General features: G+C 73.1%; 11 protein-coding genes. 7 read left to right on the plus strand and 4 right to left on the minus strand.

Going from position 1 to position 12,578, the window contains the following annotated elements:
* The first annotated feature begins 45 nt into the window (after positions 1-45).
* A complete protein-coding gene (gene prfA, locus Acy02nite_RS29285) occupies positions 46-1,137 on the plus strand; it encodes a peptide chain release factor 1 (RefSeq protein WP_203746581.1) in 1,092 nt (363 codons plus the stop codon).
* Positions 1,138-1,150: 13 nt separating this feature from the next.
* Here the strand turns inward: prfA and Acy02nite_RS29290 are convergent, their stop codons facing one another.
* The 3 genes from Acy02nite_RS29290 to Acy02nite_RS29300 form a co-directional block, all read right to left on the minus strand.
* Positions 1,151-2,467, minus strand: coding sequence for a PQQ-binding-like beta-propeller repeat protein (locus Acy02nite_RS29290; RefSeq protein ID WP_203746583.1), 1,317 nt, complete (start codon positions 2,465-2,467; stop codon positions 1,151-1,153).
* A gap of 80 nt (positions 2,468-2,547) precedes the next feature.
* Entirely contained in the window at positions 2,548-3,831 is a 1,284-nt protein-coding gene (locus Acy02nite_RS29295) for an outer membrane protein assembly factor BamB family protein (RefSeq protein ID WP_203746586.1), read from the minus strand.
* Position 3,832: 1 nt separating this feature from the next.
* Positions 3,833-5,329: a GGDEF domain-containing protein gene (locus Acy02nite_RS29300; protein ID WP_203746588.1), complete on the minus strand. Its 1,497-nt coding sequence runs from the start codon at positions 5,327-5,329 to the stop codon at positions 3,833-3,835.
* 79 nt (positions 5,330-5,408) lie between these two features.
* On the opposite strand from Acy02nite_RS29300, the gene prmC reads away from it, so the two are divergent.
* Genes prmC through Acy02nite_RS29320 form a run of 4 tightly spaced genes read left to right on the plus strand, consistent with a single transcriptional unit; the run spans position 5,409 to position 8,552 of the window.
* Positions 5,409-6,272, plus strand: a complete 864-nt coding sequence (prmC, locus tag Acy02nite_RS29305) for a peptide chain release factor N(5)-glutamine methyltransferase (RefSeq protein ID WP_203746590.1) — start codon at positions 5,409-5,411, stop codon at positions 6,270-6,272.
* A 24-nt stretch (positions 6,273-6,296) separates the two neighbouring features.
* Positions 6,297-6,941 carry an L-threonylcarbamoyladenylate synthase gene (locus Acy02nite_RS29310; protein ID WP_203746723.1) on the plus strand — a complete coding sequence of 215 codons (645 nt, stop codon included), beginning with the start codon at positions 6,297-6,299 and terminating at the stop codon, positions 6,939-6,941.
* Between the two features lies 1 nt (position 6,942).
* Positions 6,943-7,533: an arsenate reductase/protein-tyrosine-phosphatase family protein gene (locus tag Acy02nite_RS29315; RefSeq protein WP_203746591.1), complete on the plus strand. Its 591-nt coding sequence runs from the start codon at positions 6,943-6,945 to the stop codon at positions 7,531-7,533.
* The gene (locus Acy02nite_RS29320) at positions 7,530-8,552 is read left to right on the plus strand and encodes an L-threonylcarbamoyladenylate synthase (protein ID WP_239175330.1); all 1,023 of its coding nucleotides are present in this window, start codon (positions 7,530-7,532) and stop codon (positions 8,550-8,552) included. The genes Acy02nite_RS29315 and Acy02nite_RS29320 overlap by 4 nt, the downstream gene beginning before the upstream one ends.
* Before the next feature lie 640 nt (positions 8,553-9,192).
* On the opposite strand, the gene Acy02nite_RS29325 is transcribed toward Acy02nite_RS29320, so the two are convergent.
* The gene (locus Acy02nite_RS29325; protein ID WP_203746592.1) at positions 9,193-10,641 is read right to left on the minus strand and encodes an SDR family oxidoreductase; all 1,449 of its coding nucleotides are present in this window, start codon (positions 10,639-10,641) and stop codon (positions 9,193-9,195) included.
* A 122-nt stretch (positions 10,642-10,763) separates the two neighbouring features.
* On the opposite strand from Acy02nite_RS29325, the gene glyA reads away from it, so the two are divergent.
* Together glyA and Acy02nite_RS29335 are read left to right on the plus strand one after the other, a co-directional pair.
* Positions 10,764-12,053, plus strand: a complete 1,290-nt coding sequence (gene glyA / locus Acy02nite_RS29330) for a serine hydroxymethyltransferase (protein ID WP_203746593.1) — start codon at positions 10,764-10,766, stop codon at positions 12,051-12,053.
* Positions 12,050-12,550 (plus strand): hypothetical protein, encoded by a 501-nt coding sequence (locus Acy02nite_RS29335; RefSeq protein WP_239175331.1) that lies wholly within the window; start codon positions 12,050-12,052, stop codon positions 12,548-12,550. Before glyA ends, Acy02nite_RS29335 begins: the two co-directional genes overlap by 4 nt.
* Positions 12,551-12,578: the final 28 nt, after the last annotated feature.

The following is a 12,578-nucleotide window of genomic DNA, read 5'->3' on the forward strand; positions in this document are numbered from 1 at the left end:
GTTCGTATGTGGTCCGCCGGCCGGCAACGCGTGGGAAGAGATTCGATGAGCAACGACCGTTTGAACATGCTTCTCGCCGAGTACGCGGACCTCGAGAAGCGGATGGAGGACCCGTCCATCCACGCCGACCAGGCGCTGGTCCGCCGGGTCGGCCGGCGCTTCGCCGAGCTGGCGCCGATCTACACGGCCAACGCGGAGCTGGAGGCGGCCCGCGAGGACCTGACCGCGGCCAGGGAGCTGGCGGCCGAGGACCCGGCGTTCGCGGCCGAGGCCGAGGCGGTCGCCGCGACGATCCCGGGGCTGGAGGAGAAGCTCGGCGAGATGCTCATGCCGCGTGACCCCAGCGACGCCAAGGACGTGATCATCGAGATCAAGGCGGGCGAGGGCGGCCAGGAGTCGGCGCTGTTCGCCGGCGATCTGCTGCGCATGTACACCCGGTACGCGGAGCGCCACGGCTGGGTGGTCGAGGTGATCGACTCGCAGGAGTCGGACCTCGGCGGCGTCAAGGACATCTCGGTGGCGGTGAAGACGAAGGGCCTGCCGCAGGGCGGGCACGGCGTCTGGTCCCGGATGAAGTGGGAGGGCGGCGTGCACCGGGTGCAGCGCGTCCCGGTCACCGAGTCGCAGGGCCGGATCCACACCTCGGCGGCCGGCGTGCTGGTGCTGCCCGAGGCGGAGGACGTCGACGTCCAGATCGAGCCCGGTGACCTGCGCATCGACGTGTACCGCTCGTCCGGCCCGGGCGGCCAGTCGGTCAACACCACCGACTCGGCCGTGCGGATCACGCACCTGCCCACCGGGACCGTGGTGAGCTGCCAGAACGAGAAGAGCCAGCTGCAGAACAAGGAGTCGGCGATGCGTATCCTGCGCTCCCGGCTGCTCGCGCAGGCCCAGGAGGCGGCGGACGCGGCGGCCGGCGACGCGCGGAAGGCGCAGGTCCGCACGGTGGATCGGTCCGAGCGCGTACGCACCTACAACTTCCCGCAGAACCGCATCACCGACCACCGGATCGGCTACACGGCGTACAACCTGGATCTGGTCCTCGGCGGTGAGCTGGACGGCGTGCTCGACGCGCTGGCCGCGGCGGACCGCGAGGCGCGCCTGGCCGGGGACACGGAGCTGAGCCGCCAGCGCTGAGGACGCGCCGGGGTCACCGGCCCAGGTCGGTGACGCCCAGCCGGCCGGCGCCGGTGCACAGCAGATGCCGCCGGTGGACCTGGCAGGTGTCCGATCGGCCGGGGACCGCGCCGATCAGGGTGATCCGGCCGGTCTCCGGGTCCCACACGGAGATCGTCACGCGGTAGGGCGCGGTCTTCGTGTCGCCGAGCGCCAGCAGGCGCCCGTCGTCGAGGGACAGCACCCGGACGTCGCGCGGCGTGTCGCTGATCACCCGGCCGGTCGTCGCGTCGACCACCGACTGCGGGGCGCTCAGTTCGCGGTTGCGGGAGAGCAGCACCCGGCCGCCGGACAGCTCGGCGGCGTCGCCGCTGGGCAGTTTCCAGCGTCGCGCGCCGGTGGCCGGGTCGACACCGCTGGTCAGGTGGGTGTCGGTGACGCACAGCACCGGCCCGCAGTCCTGCACGGCGACCTCGCCGCTGATCGGGAAGCGCCACAGCTCGGCCAGGGTGTCGGTCGCGTAGGCGATCACGGCGCCGTCCGGCGTCCCGGTCAGGATGTCGTAGAACTGCCCGCGCAGCACCTGCGGCCCCCAGCCCTCCGCGCCGGGCCGCGGGGTGCCCCGGCGGGTGGCGAGCGGAACGCCGTCGGACCAGCCCAGCGTGGTCAGCTCCCCGGTCGTGCTCTTGACGACGATCCGGGCGGTCTCCCGCGGCTCGTCGGGCACGACCACGATGTCGCTGGCGGGAATCGGACGGTCCCACAACCGGCCGGCGTCGGCGGCCCGGACCAGGTGCAACGTGGTGATCCGGCCCCGGTCGTCGCGGTCGCCGAGCAGCACCTCGCCCGCGGTGGCGGCCAACTCGTCGCCCGGACGAGCCCACAGGACCTCCCCGGTACGCGCGTCCAGCGCCCGGGTGTCGGACCCGAAGTAGGTCGTCGCGCCGCCGTCCTCGACGGTGCGGATCTTCGCCGGGGTGTAGAGCTGGTTGCTGTCCGGATCCGGGTTGAGCCACGAGGTGAGCGACGGGTCCTTGACGGCCCAGCGCACCTGCCCGGTGGCCAGGTCGAACGAGGTCGACTCCGGCACGGTTTCCGGATCGCCGTGAGCGACCAGGACGCTGTCGCCGAAGGCGTACGGCCAGGTGTCCAGCCCGATCTCGGCGGACCACGCCTCGGTGACCGCGGGCGGGGCCGGGCGCCCGGAGCCGTTGAGGGCGAGCGCGCAGATCACCGCCAGGGCGGCCGCGAGCAGCCGGACGACGCCGAGGCGGGGCAGCGGGCGCGGAGGCGCGAGTGGCTCCTCCGGGAAATCCGGCGCGCTGACGTCGCCCAGATCGATGATGGCCATGGTGACGCCGATCCTATGCGGCGCTCGTAGTGGGGGCCGCAGCCCCGGCCGCACCACGCGACGCCGCACAGGCGCCCGCGTCACGAGGTCAGTGCGGTCACCACGAGATCACCGGGACGGCGGCAGAGCAGGAAACGGCCGCCGCCGGAGCACGGGCCGACGGCCGGTGACACGACCGTGCCGATCGGGACGATGCGCCCGCCCGCCGGGTCGATCCGGCTGACCACGCTGCGGTCCGGGTCGGTGGCGCTGGCCCGGATCAGGGTCCGCGGGCCGTCGGGACCGCCGGCCGGCGTCGGCCATCCGGGGCTGGGCCGGCCGAGCAGCCGGCCGGTCGCCGCGTCCATCAGGGCGTGCTCGGGCTCATCGGCGGTGCTGTACGCGAGCAGGCGGCCGGGACCGGCCACGTCGACGCCGGCCCAGCCGCTCGACGACCAGCGTGGCTCGCCGGTCGCGGCGTCGAGGCCGGACAGCTCGGCGCCGCTGGACAGGCAGACGACCGGGCCGCACTCGGTCACGTACGCGCCGCGCAGCGTCCGCCGGCTCCAGAGCTCGGCCAGGTCATCCAGCCGGTACGCCGTGATCGTCGCCCCGCGCGGATCGGCCCGCGTCACGAGGAGCCGCTCACCGGAGACCATGGTGGTGCTGTTCACCCAGTCCTGGCTCGCCTCGATCCGGCGGCTCGCCAGCGGCGTCCCGTCGTCATGGCGGTACGTCGTGACCTCGCCCGCCGTGGTGGTGACGATCCGCCCCGGGCTGGTCTGCACGTCCAGCGCGCGGGTCAGCGGCCGGGTCCAGCGGAGCACGCCGTCGCTCGCGCCGACCAGCCGCATCGCGTGCAGCTCGCCGTGCGCGTCCCGGTCGGCGAGCAGCACGGCGCCGGCGGTGGAGTCGAACACCTCGCCGGGCGCGCGCCACCGGTCGGCGCCGGTGGCCGCGTCCAGCACGATCAGCTCGGTGGGGTACGCCATCGCCCCGGACGGGAAGCCCGGCGCGGTGACGAACTCGGGCGGGCCGCCGAGCAGCACCATGCCGTCGGTGACCCGCATCGACGTCAGGTCGCTGTAGGGCAGGGGCAGGTCGCGGCGCCACCGGACGGCACCGGTGGCCAGGTCGTAAGCGGTCAGTCCGCTCCGCCGTACGAGATAGACCGTGTCCGCCGTCAGCGCGAAACTGTCCCGCTCGGTCAGGCCGGTCGTCCACAGCTGCCGCACCTGCGGAACCGGGGGACCGCCCGAGGCGGCGAGCGCGAACAGGCAGATCAACGCGATGAGCACGGGCCGGCGCCGTAACCGCGCCGGTGGCCGGGACGACGGTGGATCGGCGGCCGGTGAGCTGAGGTCACCCAGCTCGATCACGGACATCTCAGGTCGGTTTCCGGCTCGCCGCCGCCGCGGCCAGGGCGGCGCTGAGCCCGCGGCCGTTCGCGCCCACCTCGGACCAGCCGGCGGCCAGCCCGATCGGTGTGCCGGGGACCAGGACCTGCCAGTTCTCCGCCGCGGCGGCGGCGCTGATCCGGCGGGACACCTCGGCTGCGTGGTGCGGGCCGGCGCCCGGCAGGACCAGGACGAACTCGTCGCCGGCGAACCGGGCCGCGAAGTCGCCACGGCGCATCACCCGGGCCAGCACGCCGGCGATCCGCTGCAGGACCAGGTCACCGCAGTGCCGGCCGTGCCGCATGTTGACGGTGGTGAAGCCGACGATGTCGCAGACCCCGACCGCGGCCCGCTCGCCACGGGCCAGCAGCCCGTCCACGTAGTGCTCCAGCTGGCGGCGGTTGGGCAGGCCGGTCAGCGGGTCGGTGAGCGTCTCGTCGCCGTAACGGTGCGGGTCGCGTTGCGTCTCCTGAGCGTCCAGCCGGGCTGCCACGCCGTCCAGATACCCGTCCCGGAGCTGGTCGATGCGCTGGGCGGCGAGGCGGAACGCGTACCGGTCGGCGGCGTGCGCGGCGGCGTGATCACCGGCGCTGGCGTAACAGATGCTGCGTAACCGGGCGGGCTCCGGGGCGCCGAGCACCTCGGCGGAGACCGGGATCGCCTCCAGCATGGTGAGCGCCCGCTCCGGCTTGCCGGCCGCGATGGTCAGGCACACCGAGCCGAGATGCCGCAGGTCACGGGTGCGGGCGCTGTCCCCGCCGCCGGTCAGCCAGGTAGCGGCGCCGTCCTCGGTGGGCTCGCCCAGCGCGGCGCGGCGGGCCAGCGCGTAGCCGTAGACCGCGCGGCTCCCCGGCCGCAGTTGATCGGTGGCCACGTACCGCGAGAGCTCGGCGTCGATGTCGCGAAGGACGCGCAGGCAGCCATCGGTGTCGCCCCAGTGGTCGAGCGAGACCGCGTTGCGCAGCCGGATGCCGGGGGCGGCGAACACCTCCGGGGCCAGGCCGGCGCTCGCGCCCACCTCCCGAGCCTGCTCGATCGCGGTCAGCGCCTGCCCGTGGAAGCCCAGGTAGGAATAGGCCATCGCGAGGTCGTGCCAGCCCCAGGCGGTCTCCTGGTCGTGCTCGGGCACGGCGGCCAGCGCCCGGGAGGCCTGCACCAGGTGCGTCACCCCACGGTCCAGATTGCTCTGCAGGTGGGCGCCGAGCGCGGCGAACGCGTGCATCTGACCGCGCAGGTAAGGATCCGGCACCTCGCGCACGGCCTCGGCGGCGGCGGACATCGCGGCGGCCAGCTCGGCGACCCGGCCCAGGTTGATCAGGGCGCCGAAACGCTGGATCAGGGCATACGCCCGGGTGGTGGGATCGGCGCTGGTGGCCAGCACCGCGTCCAGGATCGGCAGGGCCTGTGCCGAGCGGCCGTTCTGCTGCAGGTCACCGGCCCGGCGCAGGTCTTCGACATGTTCCGCGAGCTGGTCCAACCAACCCACCAGGCGCCTCCCAGGGCATCGGCGCGGCGCTGGGCGACCCGGCCGATCCCCGGCGTGCGCGACGTCTCATGATTATGCCGTGACACCGCCTGACGAACACCCCCGCCGGATCCGTCTGGCACCCGAGCTCGCATCGGCGGCCGCCGAACTCTCCGCGGCCGGGGTGTCCTCGCCACGGGTCGACGCCGAGTTGCTGGCCGCGCACGTCCTGCAGGTGTCACGGGGGCGGCTGATGCTGATCGACGCCGTGCGCGAGGAGGAAGCCGTACGCCTGCGGGAGCTCGTCGCCGATCGGGCGCGACGCATCCCGTTGCAGCACCTGCTCGGCACCGCCGCGTTCCGCCATGTGGACCTCGCGGTCGGCGACGGCGTCTTCGTCCCGCGCCCGGAGACCGAGCTGCTGGCCGGCTGGGGCATCGAACGGGTCGTGCCCGGGGCGACAGTGGTCGACCTGTGCAGCGGCAGCGGGGCGATCGCGGTGGCGGTCGCCGACGAGTCGCCGGCCGGCCGGGTGATCGCGGTGGAGCGCTCGCCGCGGGCTCTGCCGTGGCTGCGGCGCAACGCTCGCCGGTACGCCGAAATCGAGGTTGTCGACGGTGATGTGACCGATCCTGATCTGCTGTCCGAACTGCACGGTCAGGTGGATGTGCTGCTCTGCAACCCGCCCTACGTCCCGGATGGCACCCCGGTCCCGCCCGAGGTGTCCGATCACGACCCTGCCATGGCGGTGTTCGGCGGGGCCGACGGACTGAGCGTGATCCGGCCGGTGATCGCGCTCGCCGCCGTCCTTCTCGGCAAGGGTGGATGGGTCGGCATCGAGCACGACGACGTGCACGGGACGGCGGTCCCCGCGTTGCTCCGGGCGGACGGCCGGTTCACCGAGGTGACAGCCCATGACGATCTGACCGGCCGCCCGCGATACGCGACCGCCCGCCGGGTGTGAGGGCATGGCAGACTGCACGTCGTGATGCTCTACGACTGCGCTGCCATCGCCGATCGTGATCGCGGCATCGCCGCGGCCGTCGAGGCGGCCAAGAGCGGTGAGCTCGTGGTCATGCCCACCGACACGGTCTACGGGATCGGCGCGGACGCGTTCACCGCGCACGCGATCACCCAGTTGCACCACGCCCGCGGGTCGGACCGGCGCCAGCCGCCACCCGTGCTGGTCGGCTCCCGCCACACGCTGGACGGGCTGGTCTACTCGCTGCCCCGGGCCGCGCGGGATCTGGCCGACGCGTTCTGGCCGGGCGCGCTCACCATCCTCGTGGAGCACTCCCCGAGTCTGCAGTGGGACCTGGGCGACACCGGCGGCGTGGTGGCGGTGCGGATGCCACTGCACCCGGTCGCCCTCGAGGTGCTGCGCGAGGTCGGCCCGATGGCGGTGACCACGGCGAACAAGGTCGGCTCACCGTCGCCGCTGACCGCCGAGGAGGCCCGCGAGCAGCTGGAGTACTCGGTGCGGGTCTACCTGGAGGCCGGCCCCGCCGTGGATCCGTGGCCCAGCACCGTGGTCGACGTGACCGGCGACGTGCCCCGCGTGCTGCGCGTCGGCTCGATCCCCACGGAGAAGCTGCGCGACGTGGTGCCCGACATCGTCGAGGGCGAGGCCTGAGGTGGCGCCGTTCACCGTCCTGCACGTCTGTATGGGCAACATCTGCCGTTCCCCGATGGCCGAGCGCCTGCTCGCCCGGGCGGTCCGGGACCGTTCCGGCAGCGACGACCAGCTCGTCCGCAGCGTCAGCGCCGGCACCGGCGGCTGGCACGAGGGCGAGGAGATGAACCCGCCGGCCGCCCGCCAGGTCCGCGCCCGGCGCGGCTCGGCGGACGGGTTCGCGGCCCGCAAGCTGCGCGGCGACTTCATCGACGAGGCCGACCTGATCCTCACCGCGACCGCCGATCAGTACGACTACGTGGTCGCCCTGCGCCCCGACGCGGCCGCCCGCACCTTCGTCCTCGGCGAGTTCGGCCGGCTGCTCCACGGCGTGGACAAGGCGGCGCTCCCGCCGGCCGAGGCGAAACCCGCCGCCGTGCACGAGCGCGGCGCGGCGATCGTGGCGGCCGCGCACCGGCTGCGCGGCGCCGAGACGCCACTGCTCACCGACGACCTGGACGACCCGTGGGGCCGCGGCGACCAGACGTTCCAGCGGGTCGGCGACGAGATCGAGGACACCACCGTCCCGTTCGCCACGTTGTTACTCCCGTGAGCAACCGTGCCGTCCCGCCCGACGCTGTCGTCCCGCCCGACGCTGTCGTCCTGCCGGGCGCTGTCGTCCCGCCGGACGCCGAAGGCCTGCGCCGGGCGGTCCAGATCCTGCGCGCCGACTCGGTCGTCGCGTTCCCCACCGAGACCGTCTACGGCCTCGGCGCCAACGCCTTCTCCAAGCAGGCGATCAGCGAGATCTACCGCCTGAAGAACCGCCCCAGCTGGAACCCGCTGATCGTGCACGTCGCCACCGTCGAAGCCGCCCGCGACCTGGCCGCCGAGTGGCCCGAGACCGCCGACCGGCTCGCCGGAGCCTTCTGGCCCGGCCCGCTGACACTGGTCGTGCGGCGTGCGCCGCACCTGACCGGGGCCGGCGCCGACAACGACACCATCGCGATCCGGATCCCCGCGCACCCGGTGGCGTTGCGCCTGCTGGAAGCGTCCGGCCTGCCCCTCGCCGCGCCCAGCGCCAACCGCTCCGAGTCGATCTCCCCGACCACCGCCGAGCACGTCGTGCGCAGCCTGCCGGACGTGCCGCTGGTGCTCGACGGCGGCCCGTGCTCCTGGGGCATCGAATCGACGGTTCTCGACCTGACCACGCCGGTGCCGACCCTGCTGCGCCCCGGGGCGCTGCCACTGCGCGCGCTGCGGGACGTGACCGGCACGATCGCGCTGCGCGACGCCGAGACCGTCGACGGAACAGCCCGGCCGTCACCCGGAATGAGTCGCCGGCACTACGCGCCGCGCGCCAAGACCCTGCTCCTACGGGACCTGAGCGATGCGGACCGGTCCGGCCTGCCGGCGCCTGCGGCGATCCTTACGTACGAGGGGGCGCCGTCACCGCCGTACGGCGAGATGGTCGAAGTCCTCTCCGGGGACCCGCGTGAGTATGCGGCGGACCTGTATGCGGCGCTGCATCGCCTGGACGACGCCGGCGCCGGCAGCATCCTGATCCAGGAGCCGCCGCGGTCGGAGGATTGGCTTGCTGTTCGGGACCGGCTCTTCCGCGCTGCCGCCTGATCGGGGTTCCAGGCGTCCGGCTGGCGTTCAGTGCTGTTTCCCGACCTTGATCACACCCCTGAGTGCCAGCCGCGTGGGCTCGGCTGGTGGTGAGGGTTGTGTCCGCGCTGGGATACGACCGTGAGTGCCAGCCGCGTGGGCTCGGCTGGTGGTGAGGGTTGTTTCCCCGCTCGGATACGACCCTGAGCGCCAGCCGGCGACCGCGACCGGCGGCAGCCACCGGAACCCGGCGCCCCCGTGGCCTGGCGAGCCACCTGGACCAAGCCGGGACCGCGAGCGGCGTCAACAACCGTGACCCGGCGGCCACGTTGCCTGGCAAGCCACCTCGACCACGCCGAGACCATGACCGGCGTCGAGGATTGTGACCCGGCGCCCACATGGGGTCGGCAGCCTCCAACCCCGGACGCCCCCCGGATGATCATGAAGCAGGGGCCTGGCCAGCACCAATACGGCTGCTATCACATCATCCACCCGCCGCGAGACTTATCCACACCAGCGAGCCGTCCACAGCCCACCCGCACGATCTTGTGATTCCGAACGACAATTCGGCTCGAGGAGGTGGCCCCCCAAGGGGAGGGTGGGCTGACGGCTGGGGCTGGGTGGGCTGACGGCTGGGGAGTTGGTCGAGGTGGTCAGGTGATCATTCTTCGGCGCCGCGGGCGATGTTGCGCGCCATCCCGTTGAAGACGATGCCGTGGAAGGGCCAGACGGAGGCCCAGTAGAGGTGCCCCGCCAATCCCCGCGGAAGAAACACGGCCCGCTGGCGGTAGACCGAGCGCCCGTCCCCGTCCGCCTCAGCGCACATCTCCAGCCAGGCGCGGCCGGGCACCCGCATCTCGGCGCGCAACCGCAGCAGCGAGCCGGGCACGATCTCTTCGACCCGCCACCAGTCGAGCGCTTCGCCGACCCGCAGCCGGTCCTTGTCGCGGCGGCCCCGGCGCAGTCCGACGCCGCCGACCATGCGGTCGAGCCAGCCGCGGACGGACCAGGCGAGCGGGAACGAGTACCAGCCGTTCTCGCCGCCGACGCCTTCGATGACCCGCCACAGCCGCTCGGCGGGGGCGTGCACTTCGCGCTTGCGCTCGTCGGTGTAGATGCTGCCGCCGGACCAGGCCGGGTCGCTGGGCAGCGGTTCGGCGGAGGCGTCCCGGCCGGAGGCGCTGGACCAGCGGGTTTCGACGTTCGCGTCCCGGATCCGGCCGAGGGCGAGGCGCACCGACTCGTCGAAGCCGAGGGGCGCGGGGCCGGGCAGCAGCTCGGCCAGGTCGTTCTCGCGGGCGACGGCCTCGTGGACGAGGCTCGCGACCAGCGGGCGGGCGATCGCGTTCGGCACCGGGGTGACCAGGCCGACCCAGTGCGCGGAGAGCCACGGGCTGAGCACCCGGGTCGGCACGATGATCCGGCGGGGGAGTCCGGCGACCCGGGCGTAGTGGCGCATCATCTCGGCGTACGTCAGGACGTCCGCGCCGCCGATGTCGAAGCCGCGGTGCACCTCCGGTGGCAGCGCGGCGGCGTCGATGAGGTAGCGGAGCACGTCGCGGACCGCGATCGGCTGGATCCGGTTGTCCACCCAGCGGGGGCAGACCATGGCCGGCAGCCGTTCGGTGAGGTAGCGGAGCATCTCGAACGACGCCGACCCGGAACCGATGATCACGGGGGCGCGCAGTACCGCGGTGGGCACGCCGCTGGCCAGCAGGATCCTGGCGACCTCGGCGCGGGACCGCAGGTGCGGTGAGGGCCGGTCGCCGGGCGGCGGCTCGGGGCCGCCCAGGTAGATGATCCGGCGGACCCCGGCGGCCCGGGCCGCGGCGGCGAAGTTGGCGGCCGCCTCCCGGTCGCGGCGTTCGAAGTCGTGCTGGCCGAGCGAGTGCATCAGGAAGTACGCCACCTCGATGCCCTCGAAGGCGGCCGGCAGCGTGGCAGGGTCGCCGAGGTCGGCTTCGGCGATCTCCACCTGGTCGGCCCAGGGGACGTCGCGCAGCCGGGCCGCGCTGCGGGAGAGGCAGCGCACCTGATGACCGGACTCGACCAGTCTCGGCGCCAGTCGCCCGCCGATGTACCCGGTTGCTCCTGTGACAAGACAACGCATGCTCTGTTCCCCCGCGGCGGAAAATCCGACTGACCCGATTACTGAAGACTGTGCCCATAATCGAGGCACTTCAGCCATATGCTCGTTCCAGGCCGCGTTCACCGAGCTCGGGGGAGGCCCAGGTGAGCACCTTCTGGGGACCGGACTTCGCCGCGCTCGAGCGCGACGACCCGGAGATCGCCGACGTGCTCCTCGACGAGCTGACCCGGCAGCGGGACACGCTGAACCTGATCGCCGGGGAGAGCTTCACCTCTCCGGCCGTGCTGGCCGCGCTCGGCTCGACGCTGGCGAACAAGTATGCCGAGGGTTATCCGGGCAACCGCTATTACGGCGGGTGTGCCCAGGCGGACCGGGCCGAGGAGCTGGCGGTCGCGCGGGCGAAGGAGCTGTTCGGCGCGGAGCACGCCAACGTGCAGCCGCATTCCGGGGCGTCGGCGAACCTCGCGGCGTACGCGGCGCTGGCCGAGCCCGGCGACCCGGTGCTGGCCATGGGCCTGCCGCACGGCGGGCACCTGACCCATGGGAGCCGGGCGAACTTCTCCGGGAAGTGGTTCCATCCGATCTCGTACCGGGTGGACCCGCTCACCGAGCTGATCGATTACGACGAGGTACGTGATCTTGCGCTCGCGCACCGGCCGAAACTGATCATCTGTGGGGCGACGTCGTACCCCCGCTTGATCGATTTTGCCCGGTTCCGGGAGATCGCCGACGAGGTCGGCGCCTACCTGCTGGTCGACGCGGCGCACTTCATCGGGCTGGTGGCCGGGCGGGCGATCCCGTCCCCGGTGCCCTGGGCCGACGTGGTCACCTGCACCACCCACAAGGCGTTGCGCGGGCCCCGGGGCGGCATGATCCTCTGCCGTACGGAGCTGGCGCAGCGCGTCGACAAGGCGGTCTTCCCGTTCGCGCAGGGCGGCCCGATGATGCACGCGGTCGCGGCCAAGGCGGTGGCCCTGCGCGAGGCGGGCTCACCGGAGTTCCGGGGGTACGCTTCGCAGACCGTGCGCAACGCATCCGCGCTCGCCTCCTGGCTGACCGCTGAGGGGATGCGCCCGGTGACCGGTGGCACCGACACCCATCTCGCCGTGCTCGACCTGCGCGAGCTGGGCGTCAGCGGCCGGGAGGCGGAGGCGCGCTGTGCCGCCGCCGGGATCGCGCTGAACAAGAACGCCATTCCGTACGATCCCGAGCGTCCCGCTGTGGCGTCCGGGATCCGGGTCGGCGCGCCGAGTGTCACCTCGCAGGGTATGCGGGAGACCGAGATGCGCCGGGTAGCGGAGCTGATCGGCGTGGCGGTGCGGTGCGATCCGGAGACGGCCGACGGGGTGTCCCGGCTGGCCGCAGTCGGCGAGGAGGTGACCGGCCTGGTGCGGCGCTTCCCGTTCTACGTTGACCAGGAGGTCATGGCATGAGCGGATCGGACGCGGCCCCCGTGGCGGCGACTCCGGGCGCCTTCGGGGAGATCCCGGGCGCACCGGAGAAGGACTTCGATCCTCCGCTGCCCGATCTGCCGCCCCTGCCGAAGGACCCGCGCTGGAAGGTCGAGCACCTCGGCTTCCTCACCGCGGTCTCGTTCGCGCTGCTGCTCTGCGCGGCCTCGGTCGGTTTCCTGGTCAGCGGGCCGACCGCCGCGTTCGCCGCGGCCGCCGGCGTGATGATCGTCCTGGTGAGCCACACGTTGACGACCTTGGTGGTGGCCTGGGCCGACACCGTGCGCCCGGCTCTGGTGATGCCGCTGGGGATGTTGACGTATGTCGTCAAATATTCTTTGCTGGGAATTATCCTGGCGGTTGGTGTCTCGTCCGATTGGTCGGGAAAGAAGGCGCTCGGCCTCGGGGTCGTCGCGGGGGTGGTGGTCTGGACGGGTGTGCAGGCCTGGTGGGTGACGCGCCGGACGCTCCGGCAGTGATCCGACACCTGGGCGACGTCCCTGCTCA

This window comes from Actinoplanes cyaneus, assembly GCF_016862095.1.
GTDB lineage: Bacteria > Actinomycetota > Actinomycetes > Mycobacteriales > Micromonosporaceae > Actinoplanes > Actinoplanes cyaneus.

What these genes read in the sequence shown, in the direction of transcription:
- Acy02nite_RS29310 (WP_203746723.1), top strand. Translation starts at nt 6,297, where the DNA reads ATGCTCTACGACTGCGCTGCCATCGCCGATCGTGATCGCGGCATCGCC.
- prfA (WP_203746581.1), top strand. Translation starts at nt 46, where the DNA reads ATGAGCAACGACCGTTTGAACATGCTTCTCGCCGAGTACGCGGACCTC.
- Acy02nite_RS29325 (WP_203746592.1), bottom strand. Translation starts at nt 10,641, where the DNA reads ATGCGTTGTCTTGTCACAGGAGCAACCGGGTACATCGGCGGGCGACTG.
- Acy02nite_RS29290 (WP_203746583.1), bottom strand. Translation starts at nt 2,467, where the DNA reads ATGGCCATCATCGATCTGGGCGACGTCAGCGCGCCGGATTTCCCGGAG.
- Acy02nite_RS29335 (WP_239175331.1), top strand. Translation starts at nt 12,050, where the DNA reads ATGAGCGGATCGGACGCGGCCCCCGTGGCGGCGACTCCGGGCGCCTTC.
- Acy02nite_RS29295 (WP_203746586.1), bottom strand. Translation starts at nt 3,831, where the DNA reads ATGTCCGTGATCGAGCTGGGTGACCTCAGCTCACCGGCCGCCGATCCA.